This window comes from Cyanobium sp. ULC065 (assembly GCF_977927515.1).
The window spans coordinates 2,011,707-2,026,527 of record NZ_OZ376393.1 but is presented as its reverse complement, the minus strand read 5'-3'; the positions used below and the strand labels follow the sequence as shown (position 1 = coordinate 2,026,527).

Annotated in this window: 16 protein-coding genes and 1 other RNA gene; 8 read left to right on the top strand and 9 right to left on the bottom strand. The window is 65.2% G+C overall.

Annotation, left to right across the window (positions count from 1 at the left end):
* The first annotated feature begins 17 nt into the window (after positions 1-17).
* The 5 genes from pyk to ACXMDP_RS09980 all read left to right on the top strand — a co-directional run bounded on the left by pyk (position 18) and on the right by ACXMDP_RS09980 (position 5,867).
* Complete coding sequence (pyk, locus tag ACXMDP_RS10000) at positions 18-1,805, top strand: pyruvate kinase (protein ID WP_457766845.1); 1,788 nt, start codon at positions 18-20, stop codon at positions 1,803-1,805.
* Between the two features lie 54 nt (positions 1,806-1,859).
* Positions 1,860-3,089 carry an ABC transporter permease gene (locus ACXMDP_RS09995; protein ID WP_457766844.1) on the top strand — a complete coding sequence of 410 codons (1,230 nt, stop codon included), beginning with the start codon at positions 1,860-1,862 and terminating at the stop codon, positions 3,087-3,089.
* A gap of 121 nt (positions 3,090-3,210) precedes the next feature.
* A complete protein-coding gene (locus ACXMDP_RS09990; RefSeq protein WP_457766843.1) occupies positions 3,211-3,501 on the top strand; it encodes a DUF1830 domain-containing protein in 291 nt (96 codons plus the stop codon).
* A 76-nt stretch (positions 3,502-3,577) separates the two neighbouring features.
* Complete coding sequence (gene ftsH / locus ACXMDP_RS09985) at positions 3,578-5,506, top strand: ATP-dependent zinc metalloprotease FtsH (protein WP_094510506.1); 1,929 nt, start codon at positions 3,578-3,580, stop codon at positions 5,504-5,506.
* Positions 5,507-5,624: 118 nt separating this feature from the next.
* A complete protein-coding gene (locus ACXMDP_RS09980; protein ID WP_457766842.1) occupies positions 5,625-5,867 on the top strand; it encodes a DUF7219 family protein in 243 nt (80 codons plus the stop codon).
* Positions 5,868-6,542: 675 nt separating this feature from the next.
* On the opposite strand, the gene clpP is transcribed toward ACXMDP_RS09980, so the two are convergent.
* On the bottom strand, positions 6,543-7,136 hold the full coding sequence (gene clpP / locus ACXMDP_RS09975) for an ATP-dependent Clp endopeptidase proteolytic subunit ClpP (protein WP_255139699.1): 594 nt from the start codon (positions 7,134-7,136) through the stop codon (positions 6,543-6,545).
* Positions 7,137-7,312: 176 nt separating this feature from the next.
* Here clpP and psb29 point away from each other — a divergent pair, with 176 nt between their 5' ends.
* Positions 7,313-8,086, top strand: a complete 774-nt coding sequence (gene psb29, locus ACXMDP_RS09970; RefSeq protein ID WP_255139698.1) for a photosystem II biogenesis protein Psp29 — start codon at positions 7,313-7,315, stop codon at positions 8,084-8,086.
* Positions 8,087-8,111: 25 nt separating this feature from the next.
* Here psb29 and ACXMDP_RS09965 read toward each other — a convergent pair whose 3' ends face one another.
* Genes ACXMDP_RS09965 through petN form a run of 4 tightly spaced genes read right to left on the bottom strand, consistent with a single transcriptional unit; the run spans position 8,112 to position 11,079 of the window.
* Entirely contained in the window at positions 8,112-9,563 is a 1,452-nt protein-coding gene (locus tag ACXMDP_RS09965; protein WP_457766841.1) for a hypothetical protein, read from the bottom strand.
* Entirely contained in the window at positions 9,560-10,807 is a 1,248-nt protein-coding gene (locus tag ACXMDP_RS09960; RefSeq protein WP_457766840.1) for a CofH family radical SAM protein, read from the bottom strand. The genes ACXMDP_RS09965 and ACXMDP_RS09960 overlap by 4 nt, the downstream gene beginning before the upstream one ends.
* On the bottom strand, positions 10,804-10,953 hold the full coding sequence (locus ACXMDP_RS09955; protein WP_198948206.1) for a hypothetical protein: 150 nt from the start codon (positions 10,951-10,953) through the stop codon (positions 10,804-10,806). The genes ACXMDP_RS09960 and ACXMDP_RS09955 overlap by 4 nt, the downstream gene beginning before the upstream one ends.
* A gap of 24 nt (positions 10,954-10,977) precedes the next feature.
* The gene (gene petN, locus ACXMDP_RS09950) at positions 10,978-11,079 is read right to left on the bottom strand and encodes a cytochrome b6-f complex subunit PetN (RefSeq protein WP_094510511.1); all 102 of its coding nucleotides are present in this window, start codon (positions 11,077-11,079) and stop codon (positions 10,978-10,980) included.
* A gap of 75 nt (positions 11,080-11,154) precedes the next feature.
* On the opposite strand from petN, the gene clpS reads away from it, so the two are divergent.
* Positions 11,155-11,520 (top strand): ATP-dependent Clp protease adapter ClpS, encoded by a 366-nt coding sequence (clpS, locus tag ACXMDP_RS09945; RefSeq protein ID WP_457766839.1) that lies wholly within the window; start codon positions 11,155-11,157, stop codon positions 11,518-11,520.
* Positions 11,521-11,525: 5 nt separating this feature from the next.
* Here the strand turns inward: clpS and ACXMDP_RS09940 are convergent, their stop codons facing one another.
* Positions 11,526-11,741 (bottom strand): hypothetical protein, encoded by a 216-nt coding sequence (locus ACXMDP_RS09940; RefSeq protein ID WP_094510512.1) that lies wholly within the window; start codon positions 11,739-11,741, stop codon positions 11,526-11,528.
* Positions 11,742-11,809: 68 nt separating this feature from the next.
* On the opposite strand from ACXMDP_RS09940, the gene ACXMDP_RS09935 reads away from it, so the two are divergent.
* Positions 11,810-12,088, top strand: a complete 279-nt coding sequence (locus ACXMDP_RS09935; RefSeq protein ID WP_457766838.1) for a DUF2103 domain-containing protein — start codon at positions 11,810-11,812, stop codon at positions 12,086-12,088.
* 122 nt (positions 12,089-12,210) lie between these two features.
* On the opposite strand, the gene ssrS is transcribed toward ACXMDP_RS09935, so the two are convergent.
* The 3 genes from ssrS to ACXMDP_RS09920 form a co-directional block, all read right to left on the bottom strand.
* Positions 12,211-12,393, bottom strand: a non-coding RNA gene (gene ssrS / locus ACXMDP_RS09930) — 6S RNA.
* Between the two features lie 6 nt (positions 12,394-12,399).
* Positions 12,400-13,671 carry a 5-(carboxyamino)imidazole ribonucleotide synthase gene (locus tag ACXMDP_RS09925; RefSeq protein ID WP_457766837.1) on the bottom strand — a complete coding sequence of 424 codons (1,272 nt, stop codon included), beginning with the start codon at positions 13,669-13,671 and terminating at the stop codon, positions 12,400-12,402.
* 76 nt (positions 13,672-13,747) lie between these two features.
* Positions 13,748-14,662, bottom strand: a complete 915-nt coding sequence (locus tag ACXMDP_RS09920; protein ID WP_457766836.1) for a carbohydrate ABC transporter permease — start codon at positions 14,660-14,662, stop codon at positions 13,748-13,750.
* Positions 14,663-14,821 lie beyond the last annotated feature (159 nt).

Genomic DNA, 14,821 nt, shown 5'->3' with positions numbered 1-14,821 from the left:
CACCGTCCGGCGCTCCGATGGCTGCTCCCGATCTTTCGCGTCGCACCAAGATCGTGGCGACCATCGGTCCGGCCACCGAAAGCCCCGAGCGCCTGCGTGAACTCATTCACGCCGGTGCCACCACCTTTCGCCTGAATTTCTCGCACGGCGATCATTCCGAGCACGCCCTGCGCATCGCCACCATCCGTCAGGTGGCCCATGAGCTGGGCATCCACGTGGGCATCCTGCTCGACCTTCAGGGGCCGAAGATCCGGCTCGGTCGCTTCGAGCAGGGGCCGATCACCCTCGCCAACGGCGATCCCTTTGCGCTCACCTCCAGGGGGGTGCCCTGCACCCAGTCGGTGGCCACGATCACTTACGACAAGCTGGCCGATGAGGTGCCCGCCGGCAGCCGCATCCTGCTGGATGACGGCCGGGTGGAGATGGTGGTCGACGCGGTGGATCAGACGGGTCGCACACTCCACTGCACGGTGGTGGTGGGCGGCGTGCTCTCCAACAACAAAGGGGTGAACTTCCCCGATGTGCAGCTCTCGATCCGGGCTCTCACCACCAAAGACCGCCAGGACCTCGCCTTCGGTCTGCAACAGGGGGTCGATTGGGTGGCGCTCAGCTTCGTGCGCAACCCCTCCGACATGCAGGAGATCCGCGAGCTGATTGCCACGCTTGGGCACAGCACTCCGGTGATCGCCAAGATTGAGAAGTTCGAGGCGATCGATCAGATCGACGCGATCCTGCCCCTCTGCGACGGGGTGATGGTGGCCCGCGGAGACCTGGGCGTGGAGATGCCTGCCGAGGAAGTGCCGCTGCTGCAGAAGGACCTGATCCGCAAGGCCAACATGCTCGGGATCCCGATCATCACGGCCACGCAGATGCTTGACAGCATGGCCAGCTGTCCGCGGCCCACCCGCGCCGAAGTGAGCGACGTGGCGAACGCCATCCTGGATGGAACCGATGCGGTGATGCTGTCCAACGAAACCGCCGTGGGTGACTATCCCGTGGAGGCGGTGGCCACCATGGCCCGCATCGCCTTGAGGATCGAGCGCGACTACCCCACCCGGCACGTCGATTCGCATATGGCGAGCACGATCCCCAATTCCATCAGCCAGGCGGTGAGCACGATTGCGCGCCAGCTCCAGGCGGCTGCGATCCTGCCGCTCACCAAAACCGGTGCCACCGCCCGGAACGTCAGCAAGTTCCGCCCCTCCACCACGATTCTGGCGATCACCAACGATGTGAACGTGGCCCGCCAGCTGCAGCTCGTGTGGGGGGTGAACCCCCTGCTGATCAGCAACCAGGACTCCACCACCAGCACCTTCACCCTGGCGATGGGGGTGGCTCAGGAGCAGGGCCTGCTCAAGGACGGCGACCTGGTGGTGCAGACCGCCGGCACCCTGGCGGGCGTCAGCGGCTCCACCGATCTGGTGAAAGTGGGCATTGTTTCGGCCGTGCTCGGTCGCGGTCTGGGCATCGGCGATGGCTCCGTCAGCGGCCGGGTGCACGTGGCCAACAGCCCTGAAGACGCAGCCCGGCTGGAGGCAGGTGAAATCCTGGTGGTGCGTGAAACCACCGTGGCCTACGTGGAGGCGATCCGCAAATCGCGGGGCGTGATCGCCGAAACGGATGGCAGTGACAGCCATGCCGCCGTCATCGCTCAGCGCCTGGGCGTACCGGTGATCGTGGGCGTAGCCAATGCCACCACCGATCTCCGCCACGGCGAGTTCGTCACGCTGGAGCTGCGCGAAGGCCTCGTGCACCGCGGTGCGCGCAACCACACCCAGGGCGGCCGTCAGACCCCAGAGATCTGACACGCCCGGGCGCGGTTCTTGCTGGCCATGATGAGCCCTGAACCCGTTTCAGGCATGGCGTCGAAGCTGCCCATTGGCGAAACCATCCGGATGGCGCTCTCCACGCTGGGGGCCAACCGCATGCGCAGCCTGCTGACCATGCTTGGCATCGTGATCGGCAATGCCTCGGTGATCACCCTGGTGGGGGTGGGCAAGGGGGCCCAGAACCTGGCGGAAGGGCAGCTGAACACCCTGGGAGCCAACGTGCTCTTCGTGGTGCCCGGCAACAACGACACCCGCCGCCAGGGGCTCCAGAACCCCCGCACTCTTGTGTTGGAAGATGCCGAAGCGATCGCCTCCCAGGTGCCGTCTGTGCGGCGGGTGGCCCCCCAGATCACCATGAATCTGGTGGTGCAGGCCGGCGCGCGCAGCTCCAGCGCGTCGGTGTCGGGCATCACGCCTGAATTCCTGCCAGTGCGCCGCTTCGAGATCGCCCAGGGCCGCTTCTTCAGCGAAGAAGATCTCAGCTCCGCCCGCAACGTGGTGGTGATCGGCCCTGATCTGCGCAACAAGCTGCTGCCTGGCGATTCCCCGATCGGCAAGATCCTGCGCATCCGCGACCAATCCTTCGAGGTGATCGGCGTGACGGCCGCGAAGGGGGCGGTGTTCGGCAACAACCAGGACGAAGCTGCTTACATCCCGCTCACCACCATGGTGAGCAAACTGAGCGGTCGGGATCCAACGTACGGCGTGGTGCTCACGTTCATCAGCGTGGAGGCGCGCGATGAGGCCAGCACTGGCGCTGCCAAGTTCCAGATCACCAACCTGCTGCGCCAGCGGCACCGCATCCTGCGCGAGGACGACTTCGCAGTGCGCTCCCAGCAGGATGCACTTTCGATCGTGGGCAAGATCACCGGAGGACTCACCTTGATGCTGGGCGCGATCGGCGGCGTGTCCCTGCTGGTCGGCGGCATCGGCATCATGAACATCATGTTGGTGTCGGTGAGTGAGCGCACGCAGGAGATCGGGCTGCGCAAAGCGGTGGGCGCTCGCAGCGGCGATGTGCTCGCCCAGTTCCTGGTGGAGTCGCTGGTGCTTGCCAGCCTCGGTGGCTTGATCGGCAGCGCGGTGGGGCTGGCCACGGTGGCAGGGGTCGCCCGCTTCACGCCCCTGCCGGCATCGATCGATCCCGGCAGCGTGCTGTTCACGGTGGGACTGTCCGGCTCGATCGGATTGTTCTTCGGGGTGGTGCCGGCGCGGCGGGCGGCGCGGCTGGATCCGATCGTGGCCTTGCGGAGCCTCTGAACCGATCAGGCCCAGGCACACAATCCCGAGAAAAGATTAAGAAAGCCTATTGGTGGTCATCGTGACCAAACGGGAGGCGCCGATGGTGCGTTTATGAGGGTTCTGAGATGAGGCTCCAACCGTGGCACTACTCCCCTGCGGGTATCGCAACGCCAGCGACCGCATGGTGATTCTTCGCTGCTGCGGCCCTGAAACCTTCTATCTTGAACGGGTTGCCTTTCCCTTCGAGTTCCTCAGCTTCGAGGCGCCAGCCAGCTGTGAAGTGGAAATCTGGACCCACAGCCTGGGCGGCCCCGACTTGATCGAGACGCTGTCGGTCAACGATCTGCTGATGGAAAGCGATCCGGGGGCGCTGCTGACCGAGGGGTTGCAGCCGGATGCGCAGGAAACCCACCCAACCATGGCAGGCTGAGAGAAGGGTGGATCCGCAGGGAGCTGTCTCCTTCTTGGATTCCGAGCTTTACAGTTGTTAAAACAACCTCTCAGCTATGAACCAGCGCTGGCGTCTGATCGCACTTTGGCTTCTCCCTGTCGGAGTCGCTGTGTTCCTTGGCTGGCAGGTGCTCGGCAGTGGCGGCCCCGCCCGCTTCGCTGATAGCACCGGTGCCGGCATCTCCAGCGCACGTAACACGGCTGTGGCCCGCATGAGCTACGGCCGCTTCCTCGACTACGTGGAGGCGGGACGCGTCACCGCGGTGGACATCTACGACGGCGGCCGCAGTGCCGTGATCGAGGCGGTGGACCCGGACCTCGACAACCGCGTGCAGCGCCTGCGTGTGGATCTCCCCGGCGTGGCCCCTGAGCTGATCAACAATCTCAAGCAGAAGGGCATCAGCTTCGACATCCACCCGCCGCGCAATTCCCCTCCGGCCTTGGGCCTGCTCGGCAACCTGCTGTTCCCGCTGCTGCTGATCGGTTCCCTGATCTTCCTGGCACGGCGCTCCTCGGGCATGCCCGGCGGTCCCGGCCAGGCCATGCAGTTCGGAAAAACCAAGGCCCGCTTTGCCATGGAAGCGGAAACCGGCGTGAAGTTCGCCGATGTGGCCGGCGTGGAAGAAGCGAAGGAAGACCTGCAGGAGGTGGTCACCTTCCTCAAGCAGCCCGAACGCTTCACGTCGGTGGGCGCCAAGATTCCGCGTGGACTTCTGCTGGTGGGCCCCCCTGGCACCGGCAAGACCCTCCTGGCCAAGGCGATCGCAGGTGAGGCCGGTGTGCCTTTCTTCTCCCTCTCCGGCTCCGAGTTCGTGGAGATGTTCGTGGGCGTCGGCGCCAGCCGCGTGCGCGACCTGTTCAAGCGGGCCAAGGAAAACAGCCCCTGCCTCATCTTCATCGATGAAATTGACGCGGTGGGACGCCAGCGCGGCGCCGGCATCGGCGGTGGCAACGATGAGCGCGAGCAGACCCTCAACCAGCTCCTGACGGAGATGGACGGCTTTGAAGGCAACAGCGGCATCATCATCATCGCGGCCACCAACCGCCCCGATGTGCTTGATTCAGCGCTGATGCGTCCAGGCCGCTTCGACCGTCAGGTGAGCGTCGACGCGCCTGACATCAAGGGCCGCCTCTCGATTCTGGAAGTGCACTCCCGCAACAAGAAACTCGCAGAGGATGTGTCGCTTGAGGCTATTGCGCGTCGCACCCCAGGCTTCACAGGGGCAGATCTCGCCAACCTGCTCAACGAGGCAGCCATCCTCACCGCGCGGCGCCGCAAGGAGGCCACCAGCCTGGCCGAGATCGACGATGCTGTGGATCGGGTGATCGCCGGCATGGAAGGCAAGCCGCTCACTGATGGACGCAGCAAGCGCCTGATTGCCTATCACGAAGTGGGCCATGCGCTGGTGGGCACCCTGGTGAAAAACCACGACCCCGTGCAGAAGGTCACACTGATTCCTCGCGGCCAGGCCCAGGGCCTTACCTGGTTTGCCCCCGATGAAGAGCAGATGCTCGTGAGCCGCTCCCAGCTGCAGGCACGGATCATGGGTGCTCTGGGCGGGCGTGCCGCTGAAGCCGTGGTGTTCGGCCACGCCGAAGTCACCACCGGTGCTGGCGGTGACATACAGATGGTGGCGGGCCTTGCCCGTCAGATGGTCACCCGCTTCGGCATGAGCGACCTCGGTCCGGTTTCGTTGGAGGCAGGCAACCAGGAGGTGTTCCTTGGCCGCGACCTGATGACCCGCAGCGACGTGTCGGAATCGATCGCGCGCCGCATCGATGAGCAGGTGCGCCTGATCGTGGACCGTTGCTACCAGGACACCCTTGAGCTGGTAGGCAATCACCGCGAATGCATGGATCGCCTGGTGGAACTGCTGATCGAAAAGGAAAGCCTCAACGGTGACGAGTTCCGCAGCATCGTGGCTGAATTCAGTGTGATTCCAGAAAAGGAACGGTTCTCCCCCCTGCTGCCAGCCACCACCTGAGCCAGGCCAAGGGCTGATGACCTTGCGACATCAGCCCCTTTCCTTTATCTGCCTTTAACCCTGATCAGACCTTCATGGCGCTTGTTCCTATAAAATTGACCTCATTGCATCAACACCGTTGAGCGATATCAAATCCCCGATGGAGTCGTTCAGTCGTTACCACGGTGACGACTGGACCCCCGAGGGCGCAGCTTTTCATCAGAATCTCGAGCAGTTCGCCGACCGTGTGGGACTGATCGTGGGATTGCAGGCCAATGGCAAGATTACCCAGGTCGATGCCTACGACCAGATTCGCTCCCTTTGGAAAGAGCTGAAATTCAGCAAGAGCTACTTGCTTAAGTCGGATCAACCGAAAGATTGAGCCTTGGTTTCGACTCCTCGCTTTCAGGACAATCCACCTGTCTGATCAAGAACAAAGGATCCTCCCTTTCAGAAAGCTGGCATGGAGCCTTTTGGAGGTCCGCTTCCAAAGCATCAATGCCAGAATGTCGGTAAAGTCTGAAGGGTTCAACTTTAATAGGCTTCAATAGACCAATTCCCTGAAAGCTGTTTACAGAATGTTAAGTTAATAGAGCATCAATGATCACGCAATGAGCTCCTCGATCATCGAAATCCTGACAGATCAATTCGCAGACAACCACTTCTGAGGATGTTGATCGATGCATAGCAAGTTCTTCTTTGTTTCTGCAAATCGTCATCGTTTGAGGGTTGGCTCTAGAGTTTGCCTCTTTCTAACCTATCGTTCGGGATCCTTATCGAGTCAGTTGAAGGGATCAGATTGCAGGGGCAGTTTTCGAATTCATCCTTCGGGCCTATGTGTGACAAGTGGCAACCCTGTGATGTTTGCTTACCCTTAGGTAGGCGTAAAGTCGGCAGTGCGCGTCGGGGCCATGAACTCATTGCTGATGGCGCTGGCATGCTGGAGTGTTAAGAAATACGCCTGGAAGCAACAGAAGCTGGTGAGGACCACCGCGCTTTGGCCTTTGGCTCCAGGCGTGAAAAGTTGCGGATGCGCCGGCAACCAGGATCTGACGGCTCAATCCACAGGGCGGATCGGGCGGCGTTCGATCACTTTGTCGATCAGGCCGTAGCTCACCGCTTCTGCCGGTGACATAAAGAAGTCACGGTCGGTGTCGACCTGGATGCGCTCGAGGGGTTGGCCGGTGCGATCAGCCAGTTCGCGGTTGAGCTTGTCTTTGAGGAAGAGGATTTCGTTGGCCTGAATGCGGATATCGCTGGCCTGGCCGCGGGCGCCACCGAGCGGCTGGTGGATCATGATGCGCGAGTGGTGCAGGCTGCTGCGCTTGCCCTTGGCGCCGGCCGTGAGCAGAAAGGCCCCCATGCTGGCGGCCAGGCCCACGCAGACGGTCTGGACGTCGGGCTTGATGTGCTGCATCGTGTCGAAGATGCCAAGGCCGTCGTAGACGGAGCCACCGGGAGAGTTGATGTAAAGGAAGATGTCCTTTTCAGGGTCTTCTGCTTCCAGAAACAGCAACTGAGCCACCACCCGGTTGGCAGATTCCGCCGTGACCGTTTCACCAAGAAAAATGATGCGCTCGCGCAGCAGCCGGGAATAAATATCGAACGCGCGCTCGCCCCGGCCCGAATCCTCAATCACGATCGGGATCATGGACGAAAAATCAGCAACTCCCCCATCTTACCGAGGCCAGTGCACCCACGGTTCCCCCTCGCTGGGCCTGTGCCAGCTCGCCGGAGCAGGTCCAGCTCAGTGAGCGCTAGCGGTGGCGCCGGCCCATCGGGCGGGAGGGGGGCAGCGCTAAGGTCCAGATAACCAGGAGAATCAGTGTGGGCGCCTGCCTCACCGTCGCTGACAGCAAGCGTTCGTTCCATCGTGCGTTTCCCCATGTGATCGCGCCCCTCTACCGGCGCATGGTGGACGAACTGCTCGTGGAGCTGCATCTGCTAAGCCGCCAGAAGGGTTTTCAGATTGATCCGCTGTTCGCGGTTGGCCTGACCCAGGTGTTCGACAGCTTCGCCCGTGGCTATCGGCCGGAAGCGCAGCGGGAACCGCTGTTCCAGGCCCTGTGCGCGGCCTGTGGCTACGAGGCCGATCATTTCCGCCGCCTGCGCAATGAGGCGGTGGCGGCCGTGGGCCAGCACAGCGTCGAAGACGTGCGCCGCTGGATCACCGAACAGGGCACCGGTGCTCCTGAGCCGATCGCTGGTGTTCTCCAGGCGGTGAAGCGCCCGGACTTCCACTATTCGCGTCTGCTTGCCGTCGGGCTGCTCAGCCTGCTGCAACAGGCCAAAGGGGCTGACGCTGTGGAGCCCCAAGCCCTGCGCCAGGCCGCCCACGACACTGGCGAAGCGATGGGTCTGCTCAAGGATCGTGTCGACAAGGACCTCAGCCTGTATGTGTCCAACCTCGAGAAGATGGCCCAGGCCGTGGAGCTGATGGAGGAAACGGTGGCGGCTGAGCGGCGGCGGCGTGAGCGCCAGAGCCTTGGCGCTACCTCTGAAGCCCCTGCCGCGGAGCCCGGTGTGGCTGTGGCCTCCGGCTCCGCTGATATCGCCGCAGGTCCTGAAGCGGGCAGCGGCACCGCAGCTCCCAGCGCCTGAAGCTGGCTTGCCCCGGGGCTGACCCTCAGGGCCTTGGCGGTGACTCCACCGGTGCGGCGCCCGCTGCAGCGTCAAGCGTCAGAGAACCTGCCAACAAGGCCTGGGCCTGACCACTACTGCTTCCTTTCGCGACAGCTGGCCAACGGGCTACGAGCTCTAACTGGTCAGATTGCTGCAGCACCGGAGGCAGAGCCGGGGGCAGCAGTCCCAACGCGGCCAGCGCCTGGGGTCTTGCACGCAGCCGCAGGGTCTGCGGAAGTGTGGCAACCGCAGGAGTGAGCTCGATCCTCGGCAGCGGCGGCGCCGGCACGGGTGGCGGCAACGAGCCCAGAAACAGGGACAGCAGCGGCGGGGCGCCGGCGGTTGGCCGGATCCAGCGCCATCCCCCCACCACGGTGCCGTCCTGGCGCAGCCACACGCCCGTGGGCAAGGGTGGGGCCGGGTCGGCAGCAGCTCCAGCACGCTCCGCTGCTGACGGCAGCTGCTCCACCAGCCCCTGTTCCTTGAGCACCTCACGCAACTGGGCCAGCCACTGGATCCACTCCTGCCGTTGCTTGCCCACCTGCAGTTGCAGGTCGAGGGACGCCTGGAAGGCACCCGCCGGCTGGGGGCTCAGCCGCAACCGGAACGGGCTGCCGCCTAACCGCCGCAGCAGGGTTTCCTGCAGTCCATACCGATCCACCAGCGGCTGGCGGATCAACTGACGGCTGAGCAGGCCTTCGAACAGCAGATCCAGGCGATCCCCCTCCACGTCGAGCAGCAGGGTTGCGGGCAGGGGCTGACGCGACGGCACGGCCGGCAGTTCACCCAGCTCTGCCGCAGCTGCGGCCTTGCCGGATCCTGTGGCTTCCCCCCGCCAGGTGAGGCCTGTGGCCTCTCCCGCCAGCACCAGGCAACCCTTCTGGAAACGGCCCAGCAGCGGCGCCAGGGCTCCGGTCAGCTGACTGACAGCCGTGCCCGTCCAGGCGACCGTCTGGGCGGAACGCAACTGGTCCACGCAGCGCTTCTCCATTCCCTTGGGCGGGCGAGCCGTGCGGCTCAGCTGCTGCTGCAGCTGCTGCCGGGAGAGGGGATCCGCGGCAATCACCAGCAGATCGTCAAGGCGGAAGCTGTTGGCGGGCAGTGCGCGCTCGGGCAGTCCCTCGAAGCCCCTGCCGCTGATCGCCAGCAGGGTGCCCCCATCACCGCTCTCTCCCCACAGCTGCCACCACTGCCCCTGCTGCCGTGCCCACAGCCGCGCGGCCAGTGGCTGCGACAGCCGCTCCTGCCAGAGGGTGGGCACGGGGCGAGCGGGCGCAGCGGCAAAGCTCTGAATCAGGGCAGCGACGGGGACCAGCCGCTCTAGGCCCGCGGCATTGGAGCGGGGGAACCGCTGCAGCTGAAGCGCCGGCAGCAGCAGGAGCACGATCACGCCGCTTGTGACCGGCAGCAGCGAGCGCCAGTGGGGGAGGCGCCAGCGAGGGAAGGTGAGGCTCATGCGGGCAACGCCTCAGCCGCGACAGTCCCGTACAGGGTGGTGCGCTGCCGCACCGGGCGGCCCAGACCCAGGGCGGCGCTGCTCAGCTCCTGGGGGCTGCGGCTCGTGCCGCCAGTGGCGCCGGCCATGGTGGTGATGTGTTCTTCCATCAAGGTGCCGCCGATGTCGTTGCAACCCCAGCGCAGGGCCTCGGTGGCCCCATCAAGGCCCAGCTTCACCCAGCTGGGTTGATGGTTCACCAACCAGCGCCCCAGCAGCAGGCGGGCCTGGGCGGTGAGTTTGAGCATGGCGGCGCGATCGGGCTGATCGCGCCCCACCCGGCGCCGCAGCGGCTCAGGCGCGGCGGCGCCGATGAACGGCAGCAGCACAAACTCGGAGAAGCCCGGCACCCCTGCCTTCCAGGCCCGCTGCTGCAGCGCCACCAACGTGAGCCAGTGGGCCACACGATCGGCGGCCGCTTCGATGTGACCCGCCATCATCGTGGCGGTGCTGGCAAGACCGTGGCGCTGCACCTGCAGCACCACCGCGCACCAGGCTCGCGCCGACAACTTTTCGGGGCACAGCTGCCGACGCACCCGCTCACTCAGCACCTCGGCGGCGGTGCCGGGCACCGAGCCCAGACCGGCTTCCCGCAAGCGTTGAATCACGGTGTCGAGCGGGCAATCGTCCTGCTCGGCGATGAAGAGCAGCTCCTGGGGCGAGAAGGCATGCAGATGGATCCCCGGGGCGGCTTCCAGCAAGGCTCCAAGCAGCGCCTCGTAGTAGCGCAGGGCGCTGCCCGCCTCGCGGGCCATCGGGTTGAGGCCGCCCTGCAGACACAGCTCAGTGGCGCCCCACGCCTGAGCGGCGCGGGCTTTCTCCTGCAGCAACGCAAAGCCATGCCAGAACGCCCCCTCCGCGCCGGCATCCCGGCGAAAGGCGCAGAACCCACAGTGCTTCACGCAGTGGTTCGTGAAGTTGAGATTGCGGTTGATCACGTAGGTGACTGTTTCTCCCGCCAGTTGCCTGCGCAGCGCGTCAGCGCCGTGCTGCAGGGCTGCCGCAGGATGGTCGCCGCCGCAGAGTGCCAGGGCAGCGCCAGGATCGGGGAGCTGCTCCTCGTCAGAGGCCAGGCTGGCGATGAGCTCGGCCGTAGGGACGGAGCTCCATCGATCGGCAGCAGAGGGTGGGGGAGGCGGCACCAGCGCGGCACCCGCTTCGCGCCAGGCCCACGGCGCGATGGGCCTGAGCGGGTCGAGGGTCATCGACGCGGGTTAGCGGCGCGCTGACGGCGGCGGCGATCCCGCCACTCGACGGTGGACAGGTAAACGACGCCTCCACTCACGAACACAAGCAGCACAGAGGCCACGACCGCCAGAGCGTTCGTGAGGGTGAAGGCTGTTTCAGGCATCAGTTGCGCCGAACGGGGCTCAGATCAGAAGTTGATGCTGCCGTCGCCGTTGCGGCCCCACACCACCATGGCGATCGAGAAGCTGAAGAGGGCGGCGAGCGAGGACCAACCCAGGGTGATCAGCATGGCGTGAACACGGCTTTGACTCGGCGCACTTTACCTAAGCTGCTGCCTTGCCGGTATTGGCCGGTCGCGATGGCCATGGTTCGTCTTTTCTTCGCCACGCCAGGGGCAGGGGTGTCTGCCAACCCATGGGCCGGGTCTGCCCCTAGGAGCGTTGCTCCTGGCAAAGCCGCCACGGTGCTGGAGCCGGTGCGCCTGCAGCAGCCCTATCCCAATTTCAAGGTGGTGGTGCTCGACGACGACGTGAACACCTATCAGCACGTGGTGGCCTGCCTGCTGACCTACATCCCCGGCATGCAGCCGGACCAGGCATGGGCCCTGGCCAAGCGGATCGACACCGAAGGCTCGGCGGTGGTGTGGTGTGGTCCGCAGGAGCAGGCGGAGCTGTACCACCAGCAACTCGCCGCCGAAGGGCTCACCATGGCGCCCCTGGAGCGGGCATGACCGGCTCAGGCCAGATCACGCGTCAGCGAGGAGAGTTCCAGCAGGTTGCGCGTGCGCACCGAGCCGGTGCAGGCATCGAGCACGAAGCTCATCACGCGCCCGGGGCATACGGCCAATCCACGGATTCTGTGCCCCTGGGCCACATCGGCCTTCACCACCTGAACGGCTTCACCCTGGTGCGAACTGAGCTGACGGGCGATGGCGGCGCGTGTCTGATGCACGGAATGCCCTCCGAACTGTCATCGTTTTAACAGTTCCTGCGACCGTTTCTCATGAAGGACACCGTTTGATGGGTCGCGTGGTGATCACCCACAGCACCTACATCGAGGGTCTGATTCCGGTGTTGCGGCGGCTGGCCGCCGGCGATGGCGTCGACACGGTGACCCCGGCGGTGATCACCCGCGTGAAAGGTCGCAGTCCAGTGCTGCGCTTGAAGGTGTCCGCACCGATCCGGGGTGGCTTCAAGCTGCTGGCGCGCAAGGGCACCACCGCCCAGGAGGTGTTCGTGGTGACCACCCTGGAGAAGGAGGCGCTGCAATTGAGGCTGGATGGGCTGACTGAGGCTTGATGGAATGAAGGAGGTCCGACGGGGTGTTCTGCCGGCTTGCCTGACGGATGCAGCCGGCAGCGACGCAGTGATCAGGCCAGCAAGTACGCCGCAGCAGGGGCCGAGGGAATTGAGCGAGAAAAGGGTGAACCACCGTGCCGTCTTGCCCCAGATTTCGACCTGGAAGAACCAGAGGGGCAGGCAAAGCGGGGCTTCGTTTCCAGCAGCAAGGCCGGCATACGTCACCGTCGCGACAGACCACCCACGTCGAAGAAGGAGTCAGATCAGAAAACTGTGAAAGGCAGTCACCAACACAGCAGTTCGCCCACACCCTAAGGCTTTTCCTCAGGAGGCAGCGGCCAGATCGCACGCACCTGATCGAGGCGATCCATGGCCTCCTGCAGCCTCTGTTCCGGTTGCTGCTCACTCAGCAGCACGGTGACGTGGCCCAGCTTGCGGCTCGGACTCGACTCCCGTTTTCCGTACCAATGCACGCTGGCGCCGGGCAGGTCGGCCAGGGCTCGGCGCTGCTCCTCGTAGGACGACGCGGCAGTTTCAAAGCCCAGCAGGTTCACCATCAGGGCGCCCGGCACCTTCAGGGCCGTGTCGCCGAGGTCGAGGCCCTGCACGATGCGCACCTGCTGCTCGAACTGGCTGGTGACGGTGGCCTCGATCGTGTAGTGGCCGGAATTGTGGGTGCGGGGTGCCAGTTCGTTCACTTGGAGCCCGGCTGAGCCGTAGAAGAACTCCACCGACAGAACTCCGGCGTAATCGAGTGCCGTGAGCAGGGAAGCCGCCACGTTCCGGGCGCGCGCCTGCACCGCATGGCTCACAGGGGCGGGGGCGAGCACCCAGTCGCAGACGCGGTTGTGCTGGTGGGTCTGCACCAGGGGGAAGGCGCGCACATTGCCGTCGCGATCCCGGCAGGCCACCAGGGCGAGTTCCTGCTCGAACGCCACGAACTCCTCCAGCAACCACTGCTCAGGCGGCACACGCTCCAGCAGTGCGGCCAGTTCCTCTTCGTCGTGGATACAGGCGGTGCCGCGGCCGTCGTAGCCGCCGGTGGCGGCCTTGGCCATCAGGGGAAAGCTGAAGCCCTCCGGCAGATGGGGGGCGGCAGGTTCGGGCGGGTTGGCAGGCTGAAGGATGACCGGCTGCCAGCCCCCGGCGGCGGGCCCGCCCTCTGGCTGTGGCAGCGGACCGGGAGCCAGCCCCGCAGGAGGCGCCAGCACCGCTTTGAGCGGAATCCAGCGGGGCGAGGCCAGCTGCAAGCGGCCGAGCAGTTCCCGCTGGCTGCGCTTGGACACCAGCGGCTGCAGCGCCTGCAGCCGCGGCAAGAACACCACACCCTCTGCTTCCAGCGCTGCCAGGGCGTCGAGGTTGAGCCATTCGTTCTCGAAGCTGATCGCCTGGCACAGGGCAGCCAGGGCCCGGGTGCCGGCCAGGTCATCGATGGGGGCGAGAACAACGCTGGTGGCCAGGTCTGCGGCCGGGTCGGTGGCCAGCGGCGTCTGGACGTGAAGCTCGACGCCCAGCCGCCGCGCCGCTTCCGCCAGCATCAGGGCCAGTTGGCCGCCCCCCACCACGCCGATGCTGCCGCTCATGGTTGCTGCCCCTGATGGTGGTCCGCCGGGGCGGCCGAGCAAGCGTGCAGCCTGACATCCACCGCGTCCATCGGGCTCAGGTGAGGCTGCGGTCGCCGGCCAGCAGGTAGCGCAGCAGCGAGAAGATCAGCACGATCAGGAACAGGGCCAGACCCACGGTGCAGGCATAGCTGATCTCCAGTTCCGAGAAGGCCTGGTCGTAGACGTAGTAGACGAGGGTGCGGGTGGAATCGGCCGGCCCCCCCTGGGTCATCAGGAACACCTCTTCGAACACCTTGGTGGCCGCGATCGCTGAGATCACCGCCACGAGGGTGATGTAAGGGCGGAGCAGGGGCAGGGTGATATCCAGATGGCTGCGCCAGCCTTCGCTGCCATCGAGTGACGCCGCTTCGTAGAGCTCCGGCGAGATGCCCTGCAGACCGGCCAGGAAAATCACCATGTAGTAGCCCAGGCCCTTCCACAGGGTGACGAGCATCACGGCTGGCAAGGCCAGCAACGGGCTGGTGAGAAAACCGATCGGTTCGAACGTGCCGCCCAGCAGCGCTGCCAACCAGCCGTTGATCAGGCCGTTTTCGGCGTACAGCCAGCGAAAGGCAATCGCCGCCACCACGATCGATACCAACACTGGGGTGTAGAAGGCGGCCCTGAACCAGTGGATGCCGGGCAGGCTGCGGTTCACGAGCACAGCCAGGGCCAGCGAGCCGAACACGATCGGCGGCACCACACCCACCAGATAGAGAAAGGTGGTGCCCAGCACCTGAAAGAACACCGGGTCGGTGAGCAGGCGGCGGATGTTGGCGAGGCCCACGAACCGCAGCGGTTCACTCATGTCCAGGCCGGTGGCGGTGAAGCTGATCACCAGAGCCATCGCCGCCGGCACCAGCACGGACACCCCCAGCAGCAGCAGCGCCGGCGCCAGGAAGCCCCAGGGGGCGAGGCGACGACCAAGCAGCGAAGGCGTGGGCGAGGGCGTGACCGGGGCTGTGGACATAGCCGTTCCCGTGGGCGTGGCCAGAGCCGGGGCCGCAGCAGGGGCCGGGCGCGGTACGGATGGGCCGTTCATGGCGCCATTGTGGGAGATCAGCGCGCAGGGGCCACCGCTTTGGGACACCCGCAGCCGAGCGTGTCGCCGCAGGGCCCTTTGCAGCCC

Bases quoted from the DNA above. Each gene is read 5' to 3' on its own strand.
- pyk (WP_457766845.1), top strand. From the start codon at position 18: ATGGCTGCTCCCGATCTTTCGCGTCGCACCAAGATCGTGGCGACCATC.
- ACXMDP_RS09995 (WP_457766844.1), top strand. From the start codon at position 1,860: ATGGCGTCGAAGCTGCCCATTGGCGAAACCATCCGGATGGCGCTCTCC.
- ftsH (WP_094510506.1), top strand. From the start codon at position 3,578: ATGAACCAGCGCTGGCGTCTGATCGCACTTTGGCTTCTCCCTGTCGGA.
- clpP (WP_255139699.1), bottom strand. From the start codon at position 7,136: ATGATCCCGATCGTGATTGAGGATTCGGGCCGGGGCGAGCGCGCGTTC.
- ACXMDP_RS09965 (WP_457766841.1), bottom strand. From the start codon at position 9,563: ATGAGCCTCACCTTCCCTCGCTGGCGCCTCCCCCACTGGCGCTCGCTG.
- ACXMDP_RS09960 (WP_457766840.1), bottom strand. From the start codon at position 10,807: ATGACCCTCGACCCGCTCAGGCCCATCGCGCCGTGGGCCTGGCGCGAA.
- ACXMDP_RS09955 (WP_198948206.1), bottom strand. From the start codon at position 10,953: ATGCCTGAAACAGCCTTCACCCTCACGAACGCTCTGGCGGTCGTGGCC.
- petN (WP_094510511.1), bottom strand. From the start codon at position 11,079: ATGCTGATCACCCTGGGTTGGTCCTCGCTCGCCGCCCTCTTCAGCTTC.
- clpS (WP_457766839.1), top strand. From the start codon at position 11,155: ATGGTTCGTCTTTTCTTCGCCACGCCAGGGGCAGGGGTGTCTGCCAAC.
- ACXMDP_RS09935 (WP_457766838.1), top strand. From the start codon at position 11,810: ATGGGTCGCGTGGTGATCACCCACAGCACCTACATCGAGGGTCTGATT.
- ACXMDP_RS09925 (WP_457766837.1), bottom strand. From the start codon at position 13,671: ATGAGCGGCAGCATCGGCGTGGTGGGGGGCGGCCAACTGGCCCTGATG.
- ACXMDP_RS09920 (WP_457766836.1), bottom strand. From the start codon at position 14,662: ATGTCCACAGCCCCGGTCACGCCCTCGCCCACGCCTTCGCTGCTTGGT.